We start from the raw sequence: 26805 nt of genomic DNA, 5'->3' as shown, positions 1-26805 counted from the left end.
CCGCTTCAGGGCGAAGGGCCAGGGTCCGCTCCCCACCCAACCCGGTCGTGAGCGTCCACCTAAACAGCCTCGAAGCGGACGTTCTGAGGATCAGCGATGTGTCGCAAGCGGCCCCCAGCACGGTCAGGATGATTGAGTTCTGACCCTAGAGACGGTTTTGCGCGAGCGACACCGAGGAGGCCGACTTTCTTCGATCCCGCGAGTTCGCTCCACCCGCACGTGTGGCTCGTTCGGGACAGGCATAGTGCCGCTTCCGGTGCTCAGAGCAGGCGCAGGGCTATCTGTCCGGTGCGTGGGTCGAGGACGACGAGGCGACCGCGCTCGTCGAACACCGCCGCCGCCGTGCCGTCTAGGGCAAAGCGTGTGCGCAGGCTTCGGCTACCGTGCCACCTCACGGTCGGGCCGCTCTTCCCATTTCCCCCAACAACATCCGCCCAGACCGCGCCGGCCGCGATGTCGGTTGCGGCCCAGAGGTGGCCTCCCTCCATGGTCGCGAGGCGTGGCACGGGTCGTGGTTCGGCGTGGTCCATCTCATCCATCAGCCTGTGCTCGGCCTCCCGTGTCGCCGGTGTCCAGACGTGCGGGTAGGCGCGCAGGACCGGTTTCGTATCCGCGTTCTGCAAGGCCCAGGCAACGCCTTCCGTCAGCCCGAGCACGTCCCCATCCGCGCAAGGGGGTGACGTCCAGAAGCGGCAGGAGACCGCGAGCGTTCTTCGGGCGAGGCTCCACCACTCGATGAGACCGTCGTGACGGGCATAAACGACGTACCAGCCGTCCGGGAATGATGCGAGCGTCACGGGACGTCCGGGCTCGGTTATGGGCAGACGCCAATGGTGGGCGGGCCGGGAGGCCGGCACCGATACCTCCCCGCCAGCCCCGCCGCATGCCAACAGCGAGGCGGTGTCGAGGCGCACCAGCCCGTCCCGGTCGAAGACGAGCCAGCCGGTTTCGTCTGCATGGGCCTGCCAGTGCGTGACCGGCAGGCGGCAGAGCGGGGTGAGCCGCCCGGCATCCGAATCGAGGAGGAGCAGCGCCGGACCGTCGAGGGTCTGTCGCAGGACAAAAGCCCGGGCACCTGCGCGGAGGGTCGCGAACCCCATGAAGCCCTCGATCTGACCGCGCCAACGCTCACGCCCGCCCCGGCCGAGCAGGCGGACCAACCCCGAGCGATAGCCCACCAGCAGCCGTCCACCCGCCAGCAAAGCCGTGTCCATGATCTCGGCGAGCGCTGGACCATCGGGAATCGTAATCGGGCCACTCGCTGGTTGGCCGAGGGGCGGCGGCCGGGTTTGAAGTCGCCGGAGATGCTGGCGGAGCGCGACTTGCCCCCCGGCTTCGGCGAGGCGCCCGGCGAGCCGTGCGCGTTCCGGATCGTGCCCCAGCGCGCCATCATCCACGGCGAGCCGGCGGGTGAGGCCGCGACAGAGGAGAGCGAAGGCGGGGTTCGGTGGCCGGGGGGGACCACCCTCGAATGCCGGATCGAGCCAATGCGCAGCCAGCGCGACCCGCCGTGACGCGCCGTACAGGCCCGGTGCGATCAGAAGCTCCACGAAGGCCGCGTAGAGCGGGTCGGCGCTTTGCGCGTCCCAGGGCAAGGCGCGGAGCGCCCGCGCCAAGGATTCCGGCGCGGGTTGGCCCCCGGCGGCGAGCGCCTGCCTGATCCAAGCCTCGCGGCGCCCGGTGAGCGCCGGAAGGCCGAAGGCGAGAGCAGCGGCATGGTCGAAGGCGCCGATTCCGGCAAGACGCTCCGCCCAGGCCTCGGCCAGCACCGGACGAAACGGATCGCCGGGCGGGAGTTCCTTCCACAGCTCCTCATGAGCATCGTGGCGGGCGGCCAGCGCCAGTGCTCGTTCGGCCTGTCCCGCCCTGAACCAGAGCGGGATGGCGATGCCCGGCCTGAGGCGTCGCGCCTCCGCGAGCCGGGCTGCGGTCTCGACCTGCCCGGTCTCCGCGAGGAGTTGCACTGCCGCGTGCGGATTCCCGGCGAGTTGGTCCAGTACGAAGGCGGCGTGCTCGATGTCGCCCGCCTCCCGCAGCGCGGTGGCCTGTTCGTCGTAGAGCTGCCGCAGGCGCCTCTCGTCGGCAGGATCGAGGCCAAGACGTGAGGGGCGCTGCGGCTTGAGATCGAGCGAAAGGCTCTCGCGCAGGCCGGGGCCGGTGAGGGGGAGATCGGCGAAGGTGGCCGTCCGGCTTGCCGGGGGCGCGAGCCCCACTGCCCGGTGCAGGGCCTCCTCGATCCGGCCCGCGGCGAACAGGCGCTCCACCTCGGTGAGGCGGCGCGCATAGAGCCGGCGCACATGCCCCGCATAGGGCGAGCGCCATGCCAGCCACGCTGCCGCCTTTCGCCAGAACGGATCGCGCAGGGAGTCGGCGGCCGGCGCGCCGCCCCGAACCGTCTCCACCAGTGCCGTGGGAAACCCCTTACCGGCGCGGTGGGAGACCAACCACGCGACGACGAACGCAACGACGAACGCGACGACCAGCGGCTGCAGGATCTTGCCCCAGTTCGCCTCCGTCGTCGTCCGAATGCTCTCGATGAACTCCAACACCAGGCCGCCCGCCACGGTCAGGACGAGCAAGACGATGTAGGCCTCCCAGAGGAACCCGAACGTTCCGCCGACCCAGCGCCGGGCGCCCGCGACAAGATCGCCGATCGCGTGCCGGAGCCGTCGCCGGGGACGTCGGGCGAGCGCCTCGCGCATTGGTGCGAAGGGCTCCGCGCCGGCCGTGAGGGTCGGGGCGCTTGCGAGGCGGGGAGCTGGGGCCGCCGGGCGAAGGGTCGGGACGCGCTCGGCCGGGACGACCCGAATGCCGTCGAGCGCCCACCAGCCAGCGACGTCGAGGCCGATGAAGTCGCCGAGCGGCACGGCGGTGAGGCGGCCTGCCACCACGTGGACGAGATGTTCGCGCAGGGCCTCGGCGAGCGCAGGTTCAGGCTCGGCGAAGGGGGCGGTGGCCAGCAGGCCGAAGCGCCGCACCACCGGCAGGCAGGGACCGAGCGCGGCGCAATCCCGTGACAGGGGCCGCGCGAACAGGACGAGGACGAGATCCCCGAGCGCCCGCGCCTCGGCCGCGTGGTCGAGCCAGGGGCGGACGCGATCCCTCCAATTGGGCCCGACGCGGTTGCGATCCATCAGTACGCCGTCGAGCGGTATCGTGCCAGTATGTATCCAGCCGCGCAGAGCCAGATCCGCCAGCGGCTCACGGGCGCCCGGCAGTGGCGATGGTTTTAGGCGTCGAGGCACGGGATCGTCTCCGTGAACTCGTTCACGTTCGGCAGATAACGCCAGATGTCGTCGGACATGCCCGCGACGGATCGGAGCGCGAGGGTCGCGACGAAGCCGTCTGGATCGAGGCGGGCGGCGGCAACGAAGAACTTGGCGCCCGGGCCGGCGGCGATCCGCACAACGTCGAAGTGATCGGCTGGCAGCGGGATCGGGTCAGCGAGCGCTGCGCCGTCGAGGTCGCGGAACGTCAGGCCGTCCTCGTTGCGATGCAGAGCGGCGAGATGCTCGCCTGCCCCGCGGTTTGTTTCGACCGTGGCGAAGCCGACGATGCGTCCGTGTGGGTAGACGCAGCGGACCTCTCCGCCACAGGCCTTCGTCAGCTGCCACGTGCCGTCCTCATCCTCGGCGGCCAGCATGGGCGGGGAACTGCCGGTGAGGACGTCGAGCGCGCCGGCCCGTGTCGCCGGGACGGCTTCGGCGGGGAAGCGGGCCAGCACATGCCCGTCGGCGCGGCGGCGGGCTATCACGGCGCCCGTGCGATCGCGCGTCAGCAGGGCGCCGGGCGTGAGCGTGAAGGGTGTGGTGCCCCGGAGCGCCTTGTAATCGGTTGCGCTGCCTTCAGCGAGCAGGATGGGCGCCCCGTCCGGAGCCAGGAGCCAGCAGCGGTCGCGGCGCTTGAGGATTCCGAGGAACGGCAGTGCGGCCCTCGGGAAGCGCGTGGCCGCCAGGGGGTGATCACGGGGAACGCTCAGGTCGACCGAGGCTCCCAACGGGCGACCGGCGAAGTTCCAGCTCCTCTGGCGGATGCGGGCCTCCTCCAGGTAAACGGTGACGAAGACCGCCCTGATCCGCTCCGGCCCGACATGGAGGCCCGCGAGGCGATCGTGATGCGCGATCGGGATGTGCCGGGCGGTGCGCTCACCGAGGAGCGGAAACACGAGGATGCCATCGCGCCGCGCTACCAGAAGATGCTGCGCACCCGGCGTGAAGGCGAAGCCAGTGGGCGCCCAGGCGGGCGCGGCGTCGTCCCGCTTCGGGCTCGCCGATCGGTAGTGAGCGCTACCGGGCGCGGTGCGTGGGCGGAACGGATCACGCAGCAGTGCTACCGCCTCGGCTTCCGGCGGCAGGTCGAGGCGGGCGCGCGCCGCACCGCCCGAAGGCCCAGTCACCGCGACCTCGGCCGCTACCGCGAGGCCGGCCGGGTCGAGGCGGGGCCGCTCGGCGATGGTGATCCGGTTGGCCCGGCGCGGTCCCTCCGGCAGACCGGTACCGCCCACGAGCCAGAGGCTCGCGCCTGGGCGCGATACTGCACGAGTCGCTGCCGGCTCGGCGAGAAGCCAGTCAAGTTCCGCCGCGTCGAGGGCCACCGCCGCGCTCTCCCGTAGCAGCTGCGCGATGTCAGCCCGGTCGAACCCCGCGCTCCAACCGCGTTCCGGCGCGGCGGTGGAGGTCCAGAGCAGGTGCGCGCCCCGGCGCCGGGCGAGGTCGCATAGGCAGAGCAAAGCCGCGAGGGCCACGAGACGGGGCGCGCCGAGGAGGTCCGGCCCCGCATCGAGCACCACCAGGACCACGCCTGCCTCCGTCGATTGGCGGTATACCGGCTCCAGGGTCAACAGATCTCGCGCGGCGGCGCGTTGCAGGAAGGCGTCCGGGTCGAGTTCGCGCCAAAGCCATTCGGAGGCTACGAGGCGCTCGATCCCGCCACGGCTCCCGAGGCCGCCGAGCCCGTCGATCTCGCCCTGTGGCTGCGCCCCGGCGCCGTCCGCTCGGTCGAGGAGCGGGCGCAGGGCGTCCATTAGGGATGCGAGGATCCGCAGGTCCGGCTCCGGCATCCCGGCGAACAGCACCGCCCAGGGCGCAAGGGCGGCCGGCACGGCGGGCACGCTCTTCGGCGCGCTCATGCCTGATCTCCGAGGCGGTCTGCGTCAATGTCGGGCAGCGCGCGTGATCCGGCGAGGTCTACGAGGCGCAAGGTGTCGCCCTCGGGCACGACGAGCGCCGGGCCGGCGAGGCCGTTCCGGTCGAGCAGGCGGCGTGCCACCTCGGCGCACCAGGGTGCCGGCACGTCCAGGCGAGTGCCGAAAGGCAGCAGCAGCGGCCCGGCGGCAGACAGCCACCCGAGGGGCGCCGCGCACCAGGGCAGCGGCGTCTCGTCCGAGGTAGCCTCGGGCGCGAACAGCACCGCCACGCCGTCCGCAAGGGCGAGGCGCAGGGTGGCGTAGCGGGCGAGGCGCGGCGCGATCCGGCCGAGCAGGACGGCGGCATCCGCCCGCGTCAGGCACAGACCTACAGGCCGGCCCTCGTTCCCCATGGGCACGAGCCGCAGAGGTAGGGCAGCGACGCCCGGATCGGTCAAGCGGCGCGTCCCGACAGTGTTCCGCAGCGGGCGAGGAGACTGTCCCGCGCGGCCGCGAGGGCAGGCGGGCGCGCCTCCGCCGAGAAGGCGGCGTCCACCTGCGCCAGAAAGGATTCGGCCCGCACCAGCCAGGATTCGAAGGCAGGCGCCGCGCGGTCGTCGGGCGCCGCCCCGGCCAGCGTCTCGCCCTCCCGAGCGAGGTCCGCAGCGCGGGCGGTCGGCCCGTAGCCTGCCGCCTTGGCAGCCTCCGGCAGGATCCGGCTCGCCGCCGCGCCGAGTTCGACGCGCAGCAGGTCGCGGGCCTCGTCCTGGGCGATCCGGTCCTGGACGAGGTGGATCACCGGCCAGAGGTCGGCGGCCTCGGCCTCCGCTCTGCCGGCGATGAGCGCGGCGGCGGCGATGAGCGACTGCCCGCGGACCACGCGCCGGTCGCTGAGGCGAACGCCGCGCGCGCGCAGCTTGCGCACCACCTGCGCGTAGGCCGGACGGACTGAGGAGAGGTCGATCCGCGTTGCGGCGTCCGCGAGGGCGTCGATCTCCGCGAGGGTCAGGGGCGGCTCGGCCTCGGCATCCGGCCCCGTGGCCGGCCCGGCCAGAAGAGCTTCGAGGTCGGCATCGGCCAGCGGGTCCACGAATGACGTGATGAGGAAACGGTCGGCGAAGGCGGCGAGCGCCGTATCTTCCGGCAGGGCGTTGCTGGCACCGACGCAGCAGCGCAGCGGAACCGCCGTGTCGAAATGGCCACGCCGGTAGCGGCGCTCGTTCAGCACGCCGAGCAGGGCGTTGAGGATCGCGGTCGAGCCGAGAAAGACCTCGTCCAGGAAGACGAACTCGGCCTCTGGCAGCATGCCGGCGATGTCGGGCCGCACCTTGCCGGCGCGCAGGGCTTCGAGGTCGAGAGGCCCGAACAGTTCGGAGGGCTCGGTGAAGCGGCCGATCAGGTATTCGAAGCAGCGCGCCCTGGTGCCGGCGGCGCAGGCCCGCACCAGGGCGGATTTGCCCGTGCCCGGCGGCCCGATGAGCAGGACGTGCTCGCGCGCCACCAGGGCGAGATGGACCAGTTCGACGAGGTGGCGGCGACCGACGAGGCCGCTCGCTGCGCAGGCGATGGCGCGTTCCAGGCGTGCGATGATGGGTTCGATCCTAGCCTCCCACGCGGTTGTACGATGCGGCGGTCCTCGGCAGCGCTCGCTCCGAAGATCTCAACCCGAAGACCTCGCGATAGCCCAGATGCGGTATGTACGCGTAGCCGATATGACAGCGGCAGGTCCTCGGAAAGTGCTTTCAGGGGCGTGCAGCATTCGAGGTCGAGGAAGACGAGCGGCTGGACGTCGAAGGCGAGGCCATCGCGCAAGTCAAGAATTCCGGCGCGGAACCACCGTGACCGGCTCACCCGATGAGGCGCACGTTTCCACGTCCTACGTCGAACGTCAGAACCTCACGATGCGGATGCAAATGAAGCGGTTCACCCGCCTCTCAAACGCTTTCTCGAAGAAGTTCGAGAACCACGCTCACATGGTCGCGCTCTACACGGTCTGGTACAACTTCGTGAAGATGCACAAGAAGCACCGGATGAGCCGGGCGATGGCCGCTGGCGTGTCGGATCGGTTTTGGAGCATGGAAGACGTAGCGGCGCTGGTAGAGGCCGCTGCGCCTACGCCGGGGAAGCGCGGGCCTTACAAGAAGCGGGAAGTGGCATGAAAATCAGGATCGGCGACGAGGGTGAAGATCGCCCAGTTGAGCTTGAAGAGGTTTATACAACGATGGGCGGGGGCATTCATGTGATTGGTCACATGGCCTATGGCTCGGCCGAAAAGGTCTATCTACTGATTGACGCTGAAACGCTCGCCAAGATCGTCAGCGCTGCATCCGAGAGACGACAGGCAAATCCTTTAGTTAAGAAAAATTAAAACTGAGACACCACCGTTTGCGCGAACGAGTGGACAGCATCTACTCCATCCGGGACGACCAGCACGAGGAATCTACGCGTCAGCCCATGAAGGAGTGGAAGAAGGCCGATAGGGCGCTTGACCTGTACAAGCTGTAGAAGGAGGCGCGGGAGTGGGGCATCATTGCCCCGCGAATGGTCTCTGTCGCGGCGACGGTCAATTATCTCCTCAATGCCGCCCGGCCGCTAGGCGAGCCGCCGGTCCCGTGCAAGACGTCCCTGCGCTCCGCCGCGGACAAGGCAGTGGCTAAGCGATGGAAGAAGTATCGCAAGCTGGCGCGGCGCAGGGGCTCCAGTTCAGACCATTGCGCATCGCCTAGCATCGTCCCTTCTGCATCAGAAAGACAAAAACGCGAGCCCCTCCAACCCGTTCAGGCGATGACAGGTCCTAGTCGCCGTTGTGGAGCAGGTCGCGCCATACAACGGCCTCGCGGAGAAGTGCGTGGATCGCCTCCGAGCGGCGTCGGAGCGGGATCTTGCGCCGCTCGATACGCCTCGACTGCTTCCAAGAGATCAGCCGGAATCCGCACGCCCTGAGGCGGCGTGTTTCCTTCGTTTCCTTACGACCGGTCAGCGGATCTTTGTGTGCAATTTCATACACACGTGGGAGTTAGTGTATGGCCTGCGCCATCGCGAACATGAAGCGCCATAGCGGTGTCTGGAGGTCGGCATGAGCACGAAGAGAACGACGGAATTGGACCGCACAATCGGCACGCGGATCGCCCTGCTTCGGAAGGCCAAGGGGCTATCTCAGACGGCTGTTGGCAATGCGATCGGCGTGACATTCCAGCAGCAACAGAAGTACGAGAATGGGGCTAACCGCATCCCGGCCTCTCGTATGCACGCCATGGCTGAACTGCTGGAGGTGAGCGTTTCGGAATTATACGGGGAGCATACATCCGAAGGGGCAAGCGAGGTGCTGGGCTTCTTGAATATCTCCGGGGCGGCGGAGGTCGTCCAGATTTATAGCTCGGTGAGCCCTGAGATTCGTAAGGGCATGTTGTCGGCTCTCCGCGCTATCGCGTCTGTCGCCGAGATCGCCAAAACGGCGCGCGCCGATGCCGCTTCGGGGAGCGGGGCTCAGAGAGATGAAACGGCAATCGCCGCAGGAGCGCAGCCACCCCTGCCGATGTCGAAAGAGGCAGGACCGCAAGCGCGGCTCTGAGCGCACAGGTCGACGGTCTATGCGAGCAACCGGACAGCATCTACTCCAACGGGACGCCCCAGATATCGGTCAGCCCCCACAACGCCAAGGCCCTCTTCCGTTTGGCATCGGCCGCGTCGCTGATGCGGTCCGTCGCCTGCCGCCCCCGCGCTGCAGCGTCGAGGTGACGCCCACGCGCCATGTCCAGTCCGTTCAGCCTTCGGCGCATCACGGCACCACTGTCACCGGAGGCCGACCGCAGACGCTCCCACGCAGGACCCGCACGGCCTCCGTCACGTCCGCCACCTCCATCGTCAGGTCGGACAGGGTCTCCACCAGATCGTCGAATCCCGATCCCTCCGTCTCCGGATCGGCCAGCGAGGCCAGGATCGCGTAGAGCAGGCGCTCCTGAGCCGCGAGGCGCTGCATGATCTCGTTCTCCATCGGTCACTCCTCGTAGGTCCAGACCGGCCAGGCGTGCCCGCACGGTCGCAGCCAAAATTCGTTCGCCATCGAAGCGGCGTGAGGCCGCGCCGACGATGCGGGTCACGAGATGCGCCGTGCCGCCGGCATCGACGACCACGGGACCGACACGACCCTGCCGCAGATCGAGACCGCGCCTTCGCAGCGCGTCCCGGAAGGCCGGTCCGTCCGCTCCCTCGTGCCAGGCGGCGAGTGTCGCCCGCCTGACGTCGTCGAGGGCGATGCCGGTGCGCTCGCCGATGAGCCGCTCCTGGGGTGTGAGGTGCGCCACCGGCCGCTTGCCCGTCGTGGTCCCCGAAGCGTGGAGCCAGTCGGCGACATCGGATCGACCGTCCAATCGCAACCGTCTCGCGACCGTCCGGGCGTGCTTCGATGGGACCGCCTCCATCCCGAACTCGAACTCGACGATCCGGCTGCACTTTTCCCGGCGGGCGTAGTCCCAGGACAAGGAGACGACGGCGCCGGAAGGGCGAACGAGGCCGTAGATGCGATGTTCGTGCAGGCGTCCGTCCTTGCGATGCTCGACCCCACAATATGGCTGACCGGCCATATCGAACTCGGCCTCGAAGAGGTGCCAGAAGCGGATCCGGGCGGCGGCGTTCTCGGCAATCGCCGGGTCGGGGCTGCAGAACACGTGGTAGATCGGCCTATCGGTCCGGCCACCGGCGGATTGGGCCAGAAGCTCGACGACCTGCTCGGCGAGGGATGAGCTGCCGAGGCCACGGGCGGGAATGAGCGTGGCCTCGTTTTCCGCCTTGAGCAGGTGGCGAGGCAGGGCACCGCCATGGCCCGTGCCCCGGGTCGCGCCCGTGATCATTCCGGGGGCCGGCGCACCACGAGGGGAATGAGGAGCGACCGTGCCTCATGCAGCCTGTCTTGGGCGGCGGCCTCGTCACGGACGGAGAGGGCAGCACTGAGCGAGCCGAGCGCCCGGATGGCTGAGGCGATGGCCGCCCGATCCTCGTCCGGCTTCCTGACCGGGCGACCGCTACGCGCATCCTGCGGGGAGTGCATGCCAACGTGATCGAGGAGCATGCGCCGCACGTAGGCACCGGCGGTTTGTCCGTCGCGGCGGGCCGCCGCCGCAACCGCCTCGCTGAGTTCGCCGCTCATTCGCGTCACGAAGCGGACGTAAAGGCCCTTTCGCTTTATCGGTCTGCGCGGCCCCTTGAGACGAACGGCGAGCAAGGAGGGAGAGCCGGCAGCATGGCCCAGCTTTGAGTTGATGTCGTTCATGATCTTATCGCGGGTCGTTTCTTGAATGGTTGTGGTGCGTCGCTGTCAGAGCGGCTGTGGTGGTGGTGCCGGCGGGTTCTGGGCGGCATCCTCCGGCTGGGGTTGCAGACTGCCGTCGCCCTGGTCGGAACGCTGCCGGCGTCGATTCCGGGTGGCGTATTCGAGCGCCGCGGCGCGCCGGGCCTCGATCCGCTGCATCACCTGTTCCGGCACAGCCAGAGGCGGCGGCGCGGGCTTGCCATAGATCGCGGCCCGCCGCGTATCGGCATCGAGCTCCATCATCGCCCGCTCCCAGGTCGGGATGTCGTCGAGCATTTGCTCGGCCGCCCGGATGCGCTCGTCTCCATCTGCGTGACCAGGGCTCGCTCGCCATGGCGGCTGACCGGTTAGGAGGCGAGCCCTCTGCCAGGCCCAGAGGTCGGCCCCCATCGCCATGGAGAGGCGGGCGAGGTCGCGGGGGTGGACCCGGGATAGGGTGCCCTCTTCCACGTCGAGCGCGTATTGCCGCGTCGCCGATGCCAGGGAGGGGAGCAGGAACGGGGCTGATGCCTGTCGAGGGCGCTGGCCGGAGGGCTTTTCAGGATTGGGCGATCCGCCGTCCGGCCTGTCAGGCTCCGTTGACCGTGAGCGCCGGAAAAACCATCGAAACATGGATGTGTGCCCTTCGCTGCGAATCGGCCTAGACCCGATCGAGCGAAATTGAAGCACTGCGCGCGCATATTCCCAGTGGGATGCCAATCATTCTTAGGTTGGGATGACAAGTCGGGGTAGTTTTGCATATTTGCATAAAATTGTAAGAACTATAGTTCATTGCTGTACTTGTAATCCTACCCCTATCAGTTCCGCCTATTGCCGCAGGTCTCAAGTCGAGATTGGACCGTTGGTCGGTCGGCGTACAGAACAGGAATTTGGCAGCGATTCGTTTCATTGGCTGTCGTAAACACACGATATGAGCACGGTATAGGGATTACCTCCATGGCTTGTGCTGCCGTCTCACACGGCAAATGACATGCGAGATTTGGACAAACCGGATTGTACGGGGATACTTGAGCTTCCACCCACCTGAGGTCGAGGCACGCTCATGTTTTCCCGATTGACACGATCACTGCAACGGATCGGCCTACTTCCGCCTCCGATAGCCAAAAGCGGGCGCGTGCCAGGAGGCAAACTGAAGACTGTGCCGTCCGGCAGCGGCTCCAAACCTGATGCACGGCAGCGGCATGACAATGGAAAGCTCGAAGTCAGGGGTAAGCCAGCCATGGCCGTCATCCCAAGGGATGCCGTCCAGAGAATGCCGCCTGCGGCGGCATCCCCAGGGCTCCCGCCCGTGGACCCGGTGAACACGCCTCACGCATCGCCTTCGACGACCGCATCGGAGGGGCGGACTCGGTCAGCGAGCCCTGTTGAGAAAGCTGGGCTGTATGAGGATTCGCGCGCAGCCGTCGGCCAGGGAGGCCCCTGCGACATTTTTTTTTCGCAGTCCGAGACAGGCAAGGATCAATCGGCCAGTCCTTTCCATCCGTCCTCCGAATTGGCGGAGGCCCAGCCTCCAATCACGCAGGAATTAGGCTCGCCGGAAGAGTTCTCCGGCAGCCCGCCCCAGAGCGCAAACGGGCCGACATCACCCGCGGAAAACGTCTCTTCACGGGGTCCAAACCAAGCGCAGCCTATCCTTCAAGGATTGGATGGCTCGTTCTTGGAAGTGCTTGATCCAAAAAGCGAAAGCGCGGAAATGGCCACGCTTGAGGCGGTTGACACCCTGGCCGAAAAGAGATCGTCTGGCGTCGTGGTCGAGCGGCGGCCCCGGGCTCCGGCCAGGATAGCCGCAAGGCCCAACCCGATGGAATGGAGCGACGATGAGTTACTGACCCTGCCCGAGGCCGCAGCCCTGTTCTGGCCGGACGGCCCGATCACCACGAACACCCTGAGGACAGCCGGTCGCGATGGAACCCTGACCATCACGAAGGTGGCCGGGAAGTTCTTCACCACTCCGATGGCGATCCGCCGGATGGGCCTCGATGAGGCCGGGGAGAAGCCTAAGCAGCGTAAGCCGGACGAGACGTCCGTGACTACAACACTGCAGATGAAGATCGCCGAGGCTCAGAGGCTCGGCGGAGGGCGCGCGCGTTCGAGACGCGCTGCCAGAGGATCTGTCTCGACCACCGCAATCGGTGTGGGGGGACAGTAAGCGGCGGACACGGGGCGCTTCAACTTCGCGGTAGATCGCCCCGCGTCCGCCTTCCGTAACACCGGCACGCGTGCCGGCTTAGGTAGGCTTTTTGTACGATGAAGCGAGAGAAAATGCAACGGAGCGCGTTCGCGCGCGCCGAGGATGACGTGCGTGTCGTGTTGATGACCTCGGCCGCGGCGATACCGGAGCCGGACTGCGCGCGAGGGCCAGCTTCGCAGGGGCCGCACCTGATCACGCGCCGTTCCAAGACGGACCCCACCAAGCTCACATGGTACATTCGGGACGGCAAGCACGAGGAATCGACGCGCCGGCCGCTGGCCGAGCGGAAGGAGGCGAGCAGGGCGCTGGATCTCTACAAGCTCCAGAAGGAGGCGCGGGAGCGGGGCATCGTCGCCCCGAGGATGGTCCCGGTCGCGGCGACGCTCAACTACTTCCTCGACGCCCACCGGCCACCCGGCAAGCCGCCGATCCCGCGCAAGACGTCCCTACGCTCCACCGCCGCCAAGGAGAAGGCTCGGCGGTGGAAGAAGCATCGCAAGCTGGCAACGCGCGTAGCGTCGCTCGCGGCCTTCTTCGCCAATGCGCCGCTTAAGGATCTCACCACGACCGAGGTCAACGCGTACATCGAGTGGAGGTCTAGCCAGCGGGACGCCCGCTATCGGGATGACGATCCCGACGCGCCGAACGCCAGCCCGGCGAGCGCGAGGGAGGACATCTATTTCCTACGCAAGGCCGTCAAGCTTTACGCCGGGGAGCACGCTCTCGCGTGGCATCCCGACGTGAAGGTGCCAGAGCCCGGGCAGGGACGGACGCGGTGGTTGCGGCGATCCGAGGTGGCCCGGATGTACTGGGCCATCCGCGGTCGCATCTGGGATGCCGAGACCGGCGACTGGAAGCGTGAGCGGGTCATGGGCCCACGCGGTAGGATGGTGACGCGCTACGTCTACCGGGATCCGCAGACCATCGCCAACCGGAATCCGTTGCGGAGGTACCTCATGATCGGGCTGTACACCGGCACTCGGGACGAGGCGATCCGGGACCTGCGCTGGGAGTGCACTGCGAACGGTGGCTGCATCGACGTGGAGGGACGATTCATTCACCGGCGCGGCTTCGGGCAGGACCCGACCAAGGGCAAACCACGCATGAGTTCGCGGATAGCCCTCAAGGTCGCCTCGACGCTCGGGCGCTGGCGGAAGTCGGATCTCGCGGCCGGCATCTCCGCGGTGGTGCACAGGCTGGACGGCGAGCCCTACGCGTCCACTCCGGTTTGGATCTGGGAGGCGGTCGTGGCCGACGCCGGTCTCGACAAGGAGGTGGTGCGTCACACGCTGCGGCATACGGCGGCCACCTGGCTGCGGATCGCCCGCGTCGATGTCAGGGCGGCGGCCGATCTCCTCGGCATGTCGGTGCAGACGGCCGTGAAGATCTACGGCCAGTGGACCCTCGAAGGGCAGGACGCGGCGGCTGACGCGCTGGCGTGGTCGCACGGGGTGAAGGCAGCTCACTCCTTCGCTATCGCGGTCCCATCGACCATTGAGGTGGTCGTGCCCTGTGGCCTGCCGGCGCGGGAGCACCCTGGCCAAGTCGAACGGCGGCGGCGCGAGCGGATCCGGGCTGATCTTGGGGGCCGTACTCGCATCGGGGGTGACCCGGTTCCGCGGAGGCCGGCGATAGCCATCGCATAGGTCAGGGACCACAACTTTACCCGGCAGTGGCAAGGCCGCTGCCGGGGACCTCGCTTCGCGGGCCGTCTACCAACGGCCCAGGTATTTTCGTTTGAAGCAGACTTGCCGGAGTGCTTGGTCGGACCGATCGACCCGCCGCATCCCGCCGTTCAGCGTCAGGGCCGGATCTCGATCGTCCTGATGAAGCCGCCGGCCGATCGGTTCTGGTCATAGATCACCATCGGCAGATCTGCCTTGGGCATCCACACACGTCCGACCTCGACGGCTGCGGAGTTCGGCAGGGCGGGGAACACGTTGATGATCGCCTCCTCACCATGCACCGTCTTGATGCGGTTCAGGAGCTGCCTCAGTTGCACCTTGAACGCAGACTGATCCTCCGCGCGGCGTAGGATATCGTTGTGAGCGTTCTCTGCAGTGAGCGACCAAATCGCGACATCGGGCCCCAGGGCGGCGTGGATGCGCTCATCATTGATCGTGGCGCTGAGCGCTAACTTAAGCGCGACCGTCGCATCAGGGCGATTTCCCGGATCCGTAGTCTCGAAGGTGATAGTCGGCTGGCTGGCCTGCCAACGCCAAGTCGGAGGTTCCCGATGGCGCTGGTGTACTGTCGTCGGCACTATGTCCCCGAGCAAACACCCGAGCTCGATCAGCAGAGGTTGCGGTGCGAGCGCAAAAACGCTGAGGTGACGAACCTCACCTTGCTCGATGCGCTCCTTGACCTTGCGCGCGAACAGGCGGCGCAGATTGTCGCGCTGGAACGTCCAATATCGCTCCTCGTGGTCCTGGTAGTCGCATCCGGACAATTCCAGATCGATGGTTTTGCCCTCAGCTGGATGGCGATCAGGCGGCATCGCCATGAAAATCGCTCGCGTATCGACAAGTGCGCTGTTTGAGCCGATGCTGGCAGCGAAACGGATTACGTAGGAAGCCCGGTCTTCGTCGATGCCGGCAACGATGGCGATACGATCCTCATGCTCCGCCTTCATCGCGAGAAGGACATCCTCCGGATGGTCAGCGAGGTAGTCGACATCAATGCCCTTGTGATGCGTGGCGCACAGCAGCATCAGGTTTTTATTGTCCTTCGCCAGTTGAAGTGAGCGAATCGGGTCGCCGCGCGGCCCCTCGGGACTGTCTGCGACGATATGGGCGACAAACCCGAAGGTGCCGTCCTCCCGCCCAGAGATCAGGTCTCCTACCAGATCACGATTGCATCCCCGATACTCGCAGCGCCCGGCGCTTCGCGACCATAGTTCGATCTGAGTCTTATGGGGAATATTAGTTTTTGCCATGGCGTTCCTCCAGGGACGGACTATAAGATGTTCACGGTTTATTCTTCAAGCGGGCCCTGGGGTCGGCGAGGCATTCGGGAGGTTTTCTTGGCGACATTGACGCGTGAGAGCGAGGACTTCCTGGAAGACCTCGCCGAAGAGTTGAGCGTGCCCGTAAGCCGCTATGAGCAGGCCGAGCGTAGCTATAAGTCTCTTGGTGAATGGCTGCATAGGGATGCATCCACAGTCCGCGAGTATGGACCGCAGGTCTACGTGCAGGGCTCGTTCCGGTTAGGAACCACTATCCGACCGTTGACGGAGGCGGAGAATTACGACATCGACTCCGTCTGCGAACTGAAGAAGATCTCTAAGTCACATCTCAGTCAAAAAGATTTAAAGGAGCTGCTCGGGAAGGAAATCAAGTCCTATCACGACGCTCAGAATATGATCAAACCGGTCGGCGAGGGACGACGCTGCTGGGTCCTCGAATACGCCGACGGTGCTCAGTTCCACATGGATATCGTTCCGGCATTGCCGAACGCCCAATCGGTCCGCCTTTTCCTCGAACAAAGCGGACATGATGCGCGCTGGACTGGAACGGCGATCGCTATCACCGATAATGAAGTGCCGACATACCCGTTCGTTACCGATCATTGGCCGCATTCCAACCCAAAAGGGTACAGCGATTGGTTCAGGAGCCGGACGGTGGTGATCCTGGAACGCCGGAAACGCAAGCTTGCCGAGCGTATTCATGCGAGCGTCGAAGAAATCCCGGATTACAAGGTACGGACCCCTCTCCAGGCCGCTGTGATGATCCTGAAACGGCATCGCGACGAGACGTTCCGGGATCGTCCGGCGGTCAAGCCGATCTCGGTGATTATCACGACCCTCGCCGCGCATGCTTATAACGGCGAGGAAACGACCGGCCGGGCCCTCGTCTCTATCCTGAACGGCATGGATGAACACATTGCTGTTGTGGGTGGGCGGCATTGGATCGCGAACCCGACCGATCCCTTGGAGAACTTTGCGGACAAGTGGGAAAAGCACCCTGAGCGGGCCGATGCGTTCTTCGAATGGCTCGCCCGGGCGCGCCATGACTTCCAGCAGGCGGCGCGCGCCAGTGATCGCATCGTCATCGCCGAGGCAGTTGGTCAGGGTGTCGGCAAGGCGGTCGCGGAGCGCGCACGACAACGCCGGCAGTCTCCGGTCGGATCGCCGCTACTGAAGACGGCCTCGGTGGCACCAGCGGGCATCGGCTTCTCGTTTCCGGACAAGGAGCGGGCGCCATCGAAGCCGCAGGGGTTCGGTGAGCCGTAATGGCCTGGTGGATAACCGATCCGGGCCGCGCCAGGTTCGAGCAGGCCGCCATAGCCGAACTCGCCGAAGGCGCGGGGTGGTTGAGCGGTATTCGTTGGTACGTCGGAGACGGCTTGGCCCTGTGTGTCGACTTCGACGTCTCACATGGAGCCGAGAAGTTCTCGATGACGATGACCTACTCGGCGCTGCATCCCCATGCCCCGCCGCGTGTCGTTCCCCGAGATGGCGGGCGCCTCTCTGGGCATCAGTACGCCGACGGGCAGATGTGCCTGGAATACCGGTCCGACAACTGGGTGCCGGACATCACGGGCGCAATGCTAGTCGAGAGCACGCACCGCCTGATTGCCGGGGAACGGGGCGAGGGCAATCGACGGGTCCCGTCGGCTCATCACACGACGCTTGGGCAGAGGACGCGGGGGCAACCGTTTCGGTTCGTCCTCATGCCACAGGCGGAGCAGCGGCTCGCGTCCATCCCGGAAGGAACGTCGGTCGAGGCGCTCATGTCCGAGAAGATGCGGTCCCGCACCTTCGTATCGACCCTCGTGGCGATGGACGGCGAAGCGGTCGTCGGTGCGTGGGAGCTGGGCACCGTCGGATCCAGCCAGTACCCGGCCCGCGTCGTGTCCTTGAATCCTGATACGGCGAAACGCGGACTGACGGTCGATCAACTCGCGACGATGCTCGGAAGGGTCGGCCTCGAAGAGGATGGAAGGAGCGTACGAACGCCAGGCGATGGTGTCTTCGTCGTCCTGGCCTCGCCGGGTGACTGGGTCGCCTATCACGTTTACGACCACGATGGCGTGCGCAACGGCGCCGAGTACCGGACCCTGCCGATCACGGACCAGGGCCGTCGACTGCCCGAGGCATACGACGCCCTCATCGGCAAGACAGTGGGCATCGTCGGCGCAGGCTCCCTGGGTTCGAAGGTCACCGTGATGCTTGCTCGGACCGGTATCGGGAGGTTCGTGCTGATCGACGATGACGTCCTCCTGCCGGGCAACCTCGTTCGGAACGAGCTCGGGCTGGCGGCAATCGGCGTCCACAAGGTCGACGCCCTCGCGGACCGGCTGACGGCCGTCCGAGGCAAGGTCGAGGTGACCAAGCGGCGTGTGCCCCTCGGCGGCCAGGAAAGCTCCGGCACAACCGAATCTGTGATGTCGGAGCTCGCTGGATGCGACGTGATCGTCGATGCCACGGCCGACCCGCATGCGTTTAATTTCTGTGCAGCGGTCGCTCTGCGGAACCGCCGGCCGTTGGTCTGGGGCGAGGTATTCGCCGGCGGGATTGGCGGCCTCGTCGCGCGCGTGAGGCCGGACCTTGAACCGGAACCACAGGCCGCCAGGAGCCAGATCGCGGCATGGTTCGAGACCCGTGGCATTCCTGCGCAGGCCGACCCCGACGCTGACCCGTATGGTGGCGGCCCGTGTGGGACTTGGGTGGCCGACGATGCAGAAGTCAGCGTCGTCGCCGCACACCTTGCACGGCTCGCGACGGATGCGCTTGCGCGTGCCGCGGACACGATCTTTCCGTCGCCGGCCTACGTCATCGCGTTGCGGGCGGGTTGGATGTTCACCGCGCCCTTCGAAACATGGCCCATCGACCTTCAGGGGGCGACGGAATGGGCGCCCGAGACGACTGCCGCGTCGATCGAAGAGAGCTTGACCCTCATCCGGGAACTGATGCCCGCGGTGGCCGATGACGACGATCAGCCTGCCGCCTGACCAGCGCGCCAAGCTCGGGCGCCATCTGCGCCGGGCCGGACGGCGCGAGATCGGCGGGATCCTCATGGGCGAGCAACTGGAGCATGATAGCTTCCGCGTAGTCGAGTTCACCGTGGACGAGACCAGCGGCACGGCGGCCCATTTCGTGCGCAGCCCTGAGTATCACCGTGCGGCCCTTGATGCGTTCTTCCGGAGAACGGGGGCAGACTACCGGCGCTTCAACTACCTCGGCGAGTGGCACTCCCATCCAAGCTTCCCCGTGGTGCCGAGCGCGGAGGACGTGACATCGATGATCGACCTCGTGACGGGGGAGCGCGACATAACCTTCGCCGCGCTGTTGATCGTCCGGCTCCGGTGCTCCGTCCGGATCGAGGCGGGCTGTCAGATCTACGCGACGCCGGGCATCGTCGGTCCCGTCACGCTCCTCCGATGAGCGGCAGAACGGGGAAACCTTCGGGAATCCACCGGGCCCTGGGTTCCGGCCCTCCGCATTAGGGGTTGTCTAGTTAGAATCTCGGTGGTTCATTCCCCTCGGGAACGAACGAATTTCGTGCGTTTCGATCAATCCCGGACGGGTCCCGTCCCTGGGCGTCCAATCCAACTTTCGGGAAACCCTCGGGACGGTTTTTGGCCGGTTAGCCCCCGCCCGGCACCTCCTCAGACCCCGTCGATGAACCAGCGCCCGCGCTCGGTACGCACCACGCCGGCACCGCGCAGGACTGCTTGGGCGGCCTCGGTGGTGCCCGACTTCACCCCAGCCTTGTACATCGCCGCAGCCAAGTCGCGGCGGCCGAGGCCGGCGGCGCCTGCCTCCTTCAGGATGCCGAGCAGGAGCTTCATGGCGCCGGCCGCTTTCGTCCCTGCCGGCGCAGAGCCGTTCCCGGCGGTTCGGGTGGCGGCAATCGATGCGTGGACCTCGTCGATCCGCCGCCCTTGATGCTCGATCGCTTTCACGAGGTCGGCCATCGTCGAGCTCTGGGGATTGGCTCCAGCGGTTCGAGCGGGCGCGCGCATGGGCGGGACACCCCGCGCCGTCAGAAACGTCTGGGCGGCTTCGCCGTAGACGTCGCTTGCCGTTCGATTTTCGTCGAGTGCAACCTGCCGCATGGCCCGGTGAAGCTCCGGCGGGACGTAGATCATGACCTTGCGATTTCCCGAGGGCGGGGCTCTGGTCGAAGGGCCGTCGGTTACAGACACAATCGCATGCTCACGATCAGTGATGGCATGCTGTCATGACAGCAAACTGTTAAGTCGGTGATACCCGGCGGGGGTGATGCGACGTGAGCGATTGGCATCGATGCCGGGGCGCCCTCGTGAGCGCCAATCGAGCCCCAACTCCCAGCGCATGCACTGAGCCTGCGATCCGGGTCTCGCCGAGACCGCCCATCTCGGCGCATATGAACCTGCAGACAGCAAGACGGCATACTGTCTTGCTGTCACATCATTCGGATTGTTGATCGCAGCATTTCGCGGAGGAGCTTCCCGCCACGGCTTCCGCTTGTCCGCCCGAGATTCCATAGATAACCCCGGCGAATTGACCAGCGACTGTCGTCGTGGTGTTGGGGCCCTTCCGTCTGCGCGATGCGTAGATACTGCATTGCCGTCGTCGGCTCGCACGCCCCCTACGACCGCCTGGCCGACGCGCGACAAGCCTGCTTCCAGGAAGAGCTCGGGCTTCGCATCGGTATTGTTTCACCAATCGCGAGCACCGTATCCGGCTCAAGCAGGCGACGCTCGTCGGGGGAGTGCGAAAGCGGCGTCCGTTGGTTGCAGCCGTCCTCGAAGAGCAGCGAATTTCGAATGGGCTCTTCACGTGCCCGGATCGCGCTCATTGTAGTCGGGGGTTCATTGCTCCGATGCGGCTTGTAGCCGGTCGTCATAGAGGAGCTTCGTGACGACGGATTCAGGCTGTGGGCGGCTGAACAAGTAGCCCTGGAGCTGGCCCACGCCCTCCAATCGCGCGAATTCGAGTTGCTGGACGGTTTCTACACCCTCGATCAGCGTGGTCAGCCCCATGCTTGTTCCCAGGGCAGAGACGGCCCGGATGATGGCACGCGCGTCAGCGCTCGTCTCCGCATCCTTCATGAAGGAGCGATCGATCTTGATTTTATTGATCGGAAACCGGCGCAGATAGCTCAACGACGAGTAGCCGGTGCCGAAATCATCCATTGCGATGCTGATGCCGGCATCGTGGATCACGGCGAGGTTCGACTGCGGAACCTCGCTCTCCTCCAGCAAGGAACTCTCGGTGATCTCGATCTCCAGCCGGCGTGCCGGGAGGCCGGTCTTCGCCAGCACCGCCAGCACGGTGTCGCCAAAACTCCGCTGGCGCATCTGCTCGCTCGACACGTTGACCGCAACCATGATGTGATCTGGCCAGAGCATGGCATCCCGGCAAGCACGCTCAAGGATCCAGTTTCCGAGCGGAAGTAAGAGACCTGTCTCCTCCATGATGGGGATGAAGGACAACGGAGGGATGAGGCCACGCTCGGGGTGGCGCCAGCGAACTAACGCCTCGACGCCGATAATCCGACCTCCGTCGGCGTCTACAAGGGTCTGATAGTGAAGCTCGAACTGCTCCTCCGCCAGGGCCACCTGCAGCTCGGTCTCGATGAGGCGGCGGGCGCGGGCCGCCTCCGACATGCCGACGTCGAAGACGCTGAAGGTGCCACGGCCCTCGGCCTTGGCATGGCGCAGTGCGAGGTCCGCATCATGCAGCAACGGATCGATGTCGACGTCATGCAACGGGCGCGTGGTGACGCCAACGCTGGCACCGATTTCGATGAGACTGCCGGAGATCTCGTATGGCCGAGACAGTGCGTCGACGAGGCGTTGCGCCATGGCCGGCGCATCCGTCTCGTCGGTGATCCGATGTATCACGGCGAATTCGTCCCCGCCGAGACGCGCCACGATATCTTCACGGCGGGTGTTCCGGCGCAGGCGCACGGCTACCGCCTGCAGAAGTTCGTCTCCGGTTGCGTACCCGTAGGTGTCGTTGACGAACTTGAAGCGATCAAGGTCGATATAGCACATGGCCAGGAGCGGCCGTTCGGGATCGGTGGCTTCGATGAGGTCGAGATATTTCAGCCGCATTGCACGGGTGTTGGCCAAGTCCGTCAACACGTCGTGGTGGGCGAGATGGGCGATGCGCGCAGCACTCCTCTGCTGTTCCGTGATGTCCTCGAAGGTCGAGACCCAGCCGCCACCCTGTATCACGCGATAGAGGACGGATAGGACGCGTCCATCAGCGAGTTCGCGCAAGATGGGCAGGCCGTTGTCGGACTGAAGAGCGGCGCGGGTAGCCTCCTCGATCCATTCCAGTGTCTCGGAGGGCGGGTAGCAGCCCTGGGCAATTAGCATCGCGCAGATATCGTGTTGGGTCATGCCGCGGGCGATTGCGTCAGCCGGGATGTCGAAGATCTCGTGATAGCGTCGGTTCGTCACGACGAGCCGGGATTCCGTGTCAAACATGCACAAACCCTGGTTCATGTTCTGTAGCGCGGCCTCAAACAGCCGGACCTGCTCCCTCAAATCGGCATTTACGGCGAGGAGATCGGTCTCTCCGCCACCCCTGATCTGTTCAATGCCCGGGGATGTCGGATCCGGCCCTCCCTCCGCGTGGCCGGTCCTGCGCGTTGCCGTCATGTTCGCTGGCCAGTCATCCGACACGTTCTTTCGTCTAGGATCAGCATGAGGAGACATGGTCGTATCTCCTATTGTGGTGTAGCTTGAGGGAGCCGCCACGGTTACCGACTTGGCCAGCCTGATTAGCTCCCAGGGTTAGCAGACCGATAAGGGGATCATCGCCGATCGGGGCGATGCTTTCGAGCGTCATGTTGCGGGACCGCTGGACGGCCCATTCGTCATTTGTTCGAGCAGGATCGCTCCGATGAGGCGGGTTGACTAGCCGCTTGACGCTCTTCTCGCCGTGGGCCGTCCCGGTTAGGCCGCCCACCTGCAACTCCATCAGCCGTTCGGCCGCAAAGCCGATCATCTCGCGCAGCAAATCGGCGTCAGCGCTCTTCTCCATTAGCCCGCGCAGGGCCATCATCTCGACGGTCATCGGGGGTCTCTCGGGTTCGGGGTTGGTGCTCGCAACCCGACACTACCCGGCAATCGCCGATGAGCACCCGCCAGCTACACCACCGCTCGGGACACGACCCGCTACCCCATGTGAGTCATGCTCAGCGATGGCTGGAAAAACGGAAGCGCGGACGCCCTCAATTTAATCTCGCGAGACGAAACTCGCCAAGCGGCACGTCCACCGCCTGAACCTGTGCGTCGCGCGGAGACGCCGTGATCGGCCCGAGGCAGACGCGATTTCGCCCCTTGGCCTTCGCCTCGTAGAGCGCCGCATCGGCGTGTTGCGTCGCGTCCTCGAAGCTTGCGCCCGTCGGGCCCGTCAGGGCGGCCCCGATGCTGACGGTCACCGCCAGGGCCTCTGTCGGAAGGGAAAACGGCTGATCCGCGATCGTCGCCCGCAATCGTTCGGCGACCTCTCGGAGTTCCTGCGGATCCGCGCCCGGAAGCACTACGATGAATTCCTCACCACCCCAGCGGGCGACCACATCCTTTGGACGGAGCGCGGCCTTTATCCGGGCTGCGAACGCCGAAAGGACGAGGTCGCCGCTCGCGTGTCCGCAACGGTCGTTGATGGACTTGAAGTGGTCGATATCCAGAATCAGTACACCACCGGCTGAATGGCCGTTCGAGAGCGGGGAGCTATGGCCCAGCATCGTCTGCAGACCACGACGATTGGAGAGGCCCGTCAGCGGATCCGTCTCGGCGAGACGCAGTAGGACCTGATTGGCGCGCTCGGCGGTCATCGCGACGTATCCGAAGTATACGAAGACCCCGAGGACCTGATCGATGATCATAGAGATGCGAGCGCTCTCGGCCGAGGCGATCGGTAGGTCGGTGCAGACGAGCATCCCGATTGAGAGTAAGAAGCTGAGCGCGTAGGATCCGAATGCCACCGACACGATGTACTGGGACCAGAGTCGTTCGACCACGGCCGAGGCACGGACGGTTTCGCACGTTGCGAGGAGCACCATCACAAGGCAGCAGGCGAAGATCGCTGCGAGCGACAGCCGGACGGTGAGGCCGGCGCCGAGCAGCAGCGGATAGAGGACGCCTGGGAAAGCGATGAGACAGGCACTGAGGCCGACCTTCACAGGCCGGCCGAAGAAGGTGCGGAGTCCCGTCCAGGAGAGAACCAGGCTGGCGCTGTACAGCCAATAGGTGACCATGGTGACCGGAATTGACGGCAAAGCATCCGGCGGAACGCTCATCATGATGAGTGACCCCGCCATCGACGTCCCCATGGCACCCATCCATTGCCAGAGATAAGTCTGTCGACGCTGACTGAGGGCGACCACGAGGAACACGACGACGTAGGCGCACCGGCTGGCTGCGCTGGCAAAGTGAAGCGTATTAAGGTCGAGGGTCATAATTTTTCACTCAATACCACGAGCTTGGTTAGACGATAGCAACGCCCGCACCATATTCAGGGTAGCATTAAGAAGTGTGTGAGTAGATTTTCTCAATTTTATTTTCTATTGGAATAAAAATGTACGCAAGCAATGAAATGTCACATAATCTAAAAATAAACCATTAATTGGAGACGACCGTGTCAATTAAGGTGCCGATTAATCAGCGTATTATATAATTGAACCATCTTATTATCAAACTTTTAGTTATCTGACTGCTAGAATGCGCTGGATCCTCTTTGAATCGCGCCTCTCTAAGACGTTCGATTTCCAAAATCGGTGTGTAGCTTTGATATCTGGAAACATTTCCGTGTCTTCATTTGCCATCCCCCTCGCTTTGCTACTGGTCGGGCTCGATGCGAAGTCCACATGGGCGGCGGAGCCGTCCGATCCTGCAGGAGCGTGGTCCGCGCCTTTCGATGCGGCGGGCTTGCAGGCGGGTGACTGGCTCGTGCGCGGTCGGCTCGCCGGAACAATCCCGATGCAACGAAGCTCGCGCATCGAATTCATTGGCGGGCAGATCGATACGCCCACCGCCATCCTTCCAGATTTCGACGTCTCATATTTCCTGACGGATCACATCGCCGTCGAGGCCCAAGCGGGCGCGGTGCGAACTCGTCCGGTCATCCGGAACTCGCTCTTCGGCGACATCGCGATCGGATCGATCTGGAGCGCGGCGGCGATGGGAACCGTACAGTATCATATTCTGCCGAACGCGCGCCTCAATCCCTATCTGGGGGTCGGCGTCGCCGCGAATACGCCTCTGGCTATCGAACCGGCCGCGGGTATCCCGGACTTCAAGCTCAAGTCTCAGGCCAGCTTCGTGATCCAGGCCGGCCTCGACTACCACCTCACCGGCAATTGGTTCGCGAACACGGCGGTGAAGTACGTCTTCTTGCCACGGCAATCTTATGCGGTCGCAGGGGTGAAAGTGGAGGCCGAGATGAACATGCTAATCGTCGGCGCCGGTCTCGGCTATCGTTTCTGAGCGGGCCCCCCAAAAAGATGGCAGTGGCTTCGTAGATTCCTTACGTCGCACTCAATCGGCGACTTCAGCCCGGTAACGCGTACAATTGTCGGCAAGGACGCATCGAGCAGCCGCCAGCGAGCAATCATATTCTGGATAAATAGTCCGGGATTTGCCGTATCATGGTGAAGCGAAACCGTGCCGCCAAAAGGCGAGCCTTGGGGAACGTGTATAAGTTTAAACTGGATCACATGATCCTCCTGGGTGGCGCTAAGCATACGCTTGTCGGAGGTCTGGTGCGATGGCTCGAAATGGGGATGCGAGGCTCAACCGTTCGGGATCAAATTTCAAACGGAGACCGTGCTTAAGGCCAAAGCGCTTCCTTCAGCCTGCTCGCCCGCATCAAGCGGATCGTTTGTAAAGCAGGCGTCCTGGAATTTAGACCACCACAACGGCCCCTTCGAGTTCTGCCCCAACCTCAACCTTAACCAGTGCCGCCATCGCCTTTCCGAGACGGTCCAGAATCGCCTCCTCCATCATGACCGGGAACGCCATCTCCAACGCACGGATCGTTCCGATGATGGCCGCCCGCGCTGCCAGCGAACACGGCGTACGTCGAATTTCGATGACCGGCATGTGGCATCCTTTGAGGCTTCGAGTATGCGCCACGATTGGGTTTTGCATAAACTTATCGCCGGGTGTCCAGATGAGCCCGACAGTGCGCCCAGAGGCAGCTTCACATCCAGCTACCGTCGTTGATCCGGCCCCTGATCGGCTGCCGCTCCGCCAGAGTGGCCTGCCTTCAAGCCAAAGCCTTAGCTGCATTCGCGCCGTGCTCGCGGACATGAACCTCTGCTAGACGGATGCGAGGGCTCAGGCCTTTAGTCATCAGCCAATCGCTGACCCAGGTAAAGATATGCTCGGCGAAGGCTTCGCAACTCACACGGGGAAGAACAACCAGTGCAAGGAGTCCAAGCTCCTCCATGGCGCGTATTTGCAATAGCAACGGATCGTCGGCTGCCACTAGCGTCTTGTGATCGAAGGTTTGCTCTAGCCACTCCCGGACGGGCTTTAGGCTGCCAAAATCCATGACCCAGTTTCGAGCATCCAAGTCGTCGGCCTCGAATTCGAAGTGGACCGCAAGCGCATATCCATGAAGGAAACGGCAATGAGTCTCCGCTCGCCATTGCCGAAAACAACATGACAGCCCGATGTCATGACCATAGGTCTTCGTACTTCGAAACCGCATGAATTTGTTCTCACAAGTTAGCACTAATTTGGCAGTCCGGTCTAAAGAGCACTGATGGCCTATCCTTCAGGTAAAAATCATCAGACTTCACTGACTTGAGACATTTGAGATTGCAGCGGGCGCAGAAGAAACTTTCGTCCTTTTTGCGCGCGCTTAGGTCAAAATACCTTTGTGCCAAAGTAGTATTAGTACGCTCATTCATGCTGGAGGCACATAACGGCCCACCCATTCCCGGACTATACAGTGGTGATCCGTGCAATCGTCACAGCTTGAACTAAGGGGCGCGGGCTCTCTTCCGATTTGGCTCGACTGCATATGCAACATCGGTCGCCTGCTGCATCCGGCGCGAAAGCTCGCGACCGAGGGCCGTACGACGGTACGGCGTCATTTTACGCCAAGCCTTTACCTCGGGAAGTGTTCGACCGCAGCCTAGACACCAGCCGGTCTTTCCCTCGAACTGGCAGAGACCGATGCACGGATCATTCTTCATGGTCGGCGTCTCTATTTTGCCGTGAGACCCAGTT

General features: G+C 64.9%; 22 protein-coding genes and 4 pseudogenes. 9 read left to right on the top strand and 17 right to left on the bottom strand.

Annotated elements, in window-relative coordinates:
* Positions 1–260: 260 nt before the first annotated feature.
* The 4 genes from ASF08_RS20950 to ASF08_RS20935 all read right to left on the bottom strand — a co-directional run bounded on the left by ASF08_RS20950 (position 261) and on the right by ASF08_RS20935 (position 6704).
* Positions 261–3134 (bottom strand): hypothetical protein, encoded by a 2874-nt coding sequence (locus ASF08_RS20950; protein WP_056149160.1) that lies wholly within the window; start codon positions 3132–3134, stop codon positions 261–263.
* A 95-nt stretch (positions 3135–3229) separates the two neighbouring features.
* Positions 3230–5128, bottom strand: coding sequence for a hypothetical protein (locus ASF08_RS20945; protein ID WP_056149158.1), 1899 nt, complete (start codon positions 5126–5128; stop codon positions 3230–3232).
* Positions 5125–5583, bottom strand: coding sequence for a hypothetical protein (locus ASF08_RS20940; RefSeq protein WP_056149156.1), 459 nt, complete (start codon positions 5581–5583; stop codon positions 5125–5127). Before ASF08_RS20940 ends, ASF08_RS20945 begins: the two co-directional genes overlap by 4 nt.
* On the bottom strand, positions 5580–6704 hold the full coding sequence (locus ASF08_RS20935) for an AAA family ATPase (RefSeq protein ID WP_274534508.1): 1125 nt from the start codon (positions 6702–6704) through the stop codon (positions 5580–5582). The genes ASF08_RS20940 and ASF08_RS20935 overlap by 4 nt, the downstream gene beginning before the upstream one ends.
* Before the next feature lie 259 nt (positions 6705–6963).
* Here ASF08_RS20935 and ASF08_RS25225 point away from each other — a divergent pair.
* From ASF08_RS25225 to ASF08_RS20920, 3 genes and pseudogenes are all read left to right on the top strand, one after another.
* A pseudogene (locus tag ASF08_RS25225) lies at positions 6964–7284 on the top strand (IS1 family transposase); the annotation flags it as partial.
* Positions 7281–7493, top strand: coding sequence for a hypothetical protein (locus ASF08_RS20925; RefSeq protein WP_056149152.1), 213 nt, complete (start codon positions 7281–7283; stop codon positions 7491–7493). The pseudogene ASF08_RS25225 and the gene ASF08_RS20925, both read left to right, overlap by 4 nt.
* A 708-nt stretch (positions 7494–8201) precedes the next feature.
* Complete coding sequence (locus ASF08_RS20920; protein ID WP_082473309.1) at positions 8202–8696, top strand: helix-turn-helix domain-containing protein; 495 nt, start codon at positions 8202–8204, stop codon at positions 8694–8696.
* A gap of 207 nt (positions 8697–8903) precedes the next feature.
* Here the strand turns inward: ASF08_RS20920 and ASF08_RS20915 are convergent, their stop codons facing one another.
* The 4 genes and pseudogenes from ASF08_RS20915 to ASF08_RS20900 form a co-directional block, all read right to left on the bottom strand.
* Positions 8904–9119 carry a hypothetical protein gene (locus tag ASF08_RS20915; protein WP_056149150.1) on the bottom strand — a complete coding sequence of 72 codons (216 nt, stop codon included), beginning with the start codon at positions 9117–9119 and terminating at the stop codon, positions 8904–8906.
* 487 nt (positions 9120–9606) lie between these two features.
* Positions 9607–9975 (bottom strand): annotated as a pseudogene (locus tag ASF08_RS26270) (relaxase/mobilization nuclease domain-containing protein); the annotation flags it as partial.
* Entirely contained in the window at positions 9972–10271 is a 300-nt protein-coding gene (locus ASF08_RS20905; protein ID WP_156629675.1) for a hypothetical protein, read from the bottom strand. The gene ASF08_RS20905 and the pseudogene ASF08_RS26270, both read right to left, overlap by 4 nt.
* Before the next feature lie 168 nt (positions 10272–10439).
* Entirely contained in the window at positions 10440–10709 is a 270-nt protein-coding gene (locus ASF08_RS20900) for a hypothetical protein (RefSeq protein WP_056149145.1), read from the bottom strand.
* A 1387-nt stretch (positions 10710–12096) separates the two neighbouring features.
* On the opposite strand from ASF08_RS20900, the gene ASF08_RS20895 reads away from it, so the two are divergent.
* Positions 12097–12582, top strand: a complete 486-nt coding sequence (locus ASF08_RS20895; protein ID WP_244474599.1) for a hypothetical protein — start codon at positions 12097–12099, stop codon at positions 12580–12582.
* Positions 12583–12695: 113 nt separating this feature from the next.
* Positions 12696–14270: a tyrosine-type recombinase/integrase gene (locus ASF08_RS20890; protein WP_056149142.1), complete on the top strand. Its 1575-nt coding sequence runs from the start codon at positions 12696–12698 to the stop codon at positions 14268–14270.
* Between the two features lie 155 nt (positions 14271–14425).
* On the opposite strand, the gene ASF08_RS20885 is transcribed toward ASF08_RS20890, so the two are convergent.
* Positions 14426–15559, bottom strand: a complete 1134-nt coding sequence (locus ASF08_RS20885; RefSeq protein WP_156629673.1) for an SAVED domain-containing protein — start codon at positions 15557–15559, stop codon at positions 14426–14428.
* Between the two features lie 87 nt (positions 15560–15646).
* On the opposite strand from ASF08_RS20885, the gene ASF08_RS20880 reads away from it, so the two are divergent.
* From ASF08_RS20880 to ASF08_RS20870, 3 genes are read left to right on the top strand one after another with little or no spacing between them, the layout of a single operon-like run.
* A complete protein-coding gene (locus ASF08_RS20880) occupies positions 15647–16855 on the top strand; it encodes a nucleotidyltransferase domain-containing protein (RefSeq protein ID WP_056149140.1) in 1209 nt (402 codons plus the stop codon).
* A complete protein-coding gene (locus ASF08_RS20875) occupies positions 16855–18576 on the top strand; it encodes a ThiF family adenylyltransferase (protein WP_056149138.1) in 1722 nt (573 codons plus the stop codon). The genes ASF08_RS20880 and ASF08_RS20875 overlap by 1 nt, the downstream gene beginning before the upstream one ends.
* Positions 18551–19009 carry a Mov34/MPN/PAD-1 family protein gene (locus ASF08_RS20870; RefSeq protein WP_056149136.1) on the top strand — a complete coding sequence of 153 codons (459 nt, stop codon included), beginning with the start codon at positions 18551–18553 and terminating at the stop codon, positions 19007–19009. Before ASF08_RS20875 ends, ASF08_RS20870 begins: the two co-directional genes overlap by 26 nt.
* A gap of 224 nt (positions 19010–19233) precedes the next feature.
* Here the strand turns inward: ASF08_RS20870 and ASF08_RS20865 are convergent, their stop codons facing one another.
* The 5 genes and pseudogenes from ASF08_RS20865 to ASF08_RS20850 form a co-directional block, all read right to left on the bottom strand.
* Positions 19234–19716 carry a hypothetical protein gene (locus ASF08_RS20865; RefSeq protein ID WP_056149134.1) on the bottom strand — a complete coding sequence of 161 codons (483 nt, stop codon included), beginning with the start codon at positions 19714–19716 and terminating at the stop codon, positions 19234–19236.
* 705 nt (positions 19717–20421) lie between these two features.
* Positions 20422–22278, bottom strand: a complete 1857-nt coding sequence (locus ASF08_RS20860) for a putative bifunctional diguanylate cyclase/phosphodiesterase (protein ID WP_244474595.1) — start codon at positions 22276–22278, stop codon at positions 20422–20424.
* 67 nt (positions 22279–22345) lie between these two features.
* Positions 22346–22476 (bottom strand): annotated as a pseudogene (locus tag ASF08_RS26265) (IS256 family transposase); the annotation flags it as partial.
* A 1-nt stretch (position 22477) separates the two neighbouring features.
* Positions 22478–22639, bottom strand: a pseudogene (locus tag ASF08_RS25080) (IS256 family transposase); the annotation flags it as partial.
* Positions 22640–22796: 157 nt separating this feature from the next.
* Positions 22797–24026, bottom strand: coding sequence for a GGDEF domain-containing protein (locus ASF08_RS20850; RefSeq protein WP_082473305.1), 1230 nt, complete (start codon positions 24024–24026; stop codon positions 22797–22799).
* Between the two features lie 262 nt (positions 24027–24288).
* Here ASF08_RS20850 and ASF08_RS20845 point away from each other — a divergent pair, with 262 nt between their 5' ends.
* A complete protein-coding gene (locus ASF08_RS20845) occupies positions 24289–25053 on the top strand; it encodes an OmpW/AlkL family protein (protein WP_082473304.1) in 765 nt (254 codons plus the stop codon).
* Between the two features lie 417 nt (positions 25054–25470).
* Here ASF08_RS20845 and ASF08_RS20840 read toward each other — a convergent pair whose 3' ends face one another.
* The 3 genes from ASF08_RS20840 to ASF08_RS24365 form a co-directional block, all read right to left on the bottom strand.
* The gene (locus tag ASF08_RS20840) at positions 25471–25668 is read right to left on the bottom strand and encodes a hypothetical protein (RefSeq protein WP_056149125.1); all 198 of its coding nucleotides are present in this window, start codon (positions 25666–25668) and stop codon (positions 25471–25473) included.
* A 166-nt stretch (positions 25669–25834) separates the two neighbouring features.
* Complete coding sequence (locus ASF08_RS20835) at positions 25835–26281, bottom strand: 6-pyruvoyl trahydropterin synthase family protein (protein WP_056149123.1); 447 nt, start codon at positions 26279–26281, stop codon at positions 25835–25837.
* A gap of 274 nt (positions 26282–26555) precedes the next feature.
* A complete protein-coding gene (locus ASF08_RS24365) occupies positions 26556–26771 on the bottom strand; it encodes a DUF1289 domain-containing protein (RefSeq protein ID WP_082473303.1) in 216 nt (71 codons plus the stop codon).
* Between the last annotated feature and the right edge of the window lie 34 nt (positions 26772–26805).

This window comes from Methylobacterium sp. Leaf85, from assembly GCF_001422125.1.
Taxonomy (GTDB): Bacteria; Pseudomonadota; Alphaproteobacteria; order Rhizobiales; family Beijerinckiaceae; genus Methylobacterium; species Methylobacterium bullatum.
This window is presented reverse-complemented; position numbering and strand designations above follow the sequence as displayed.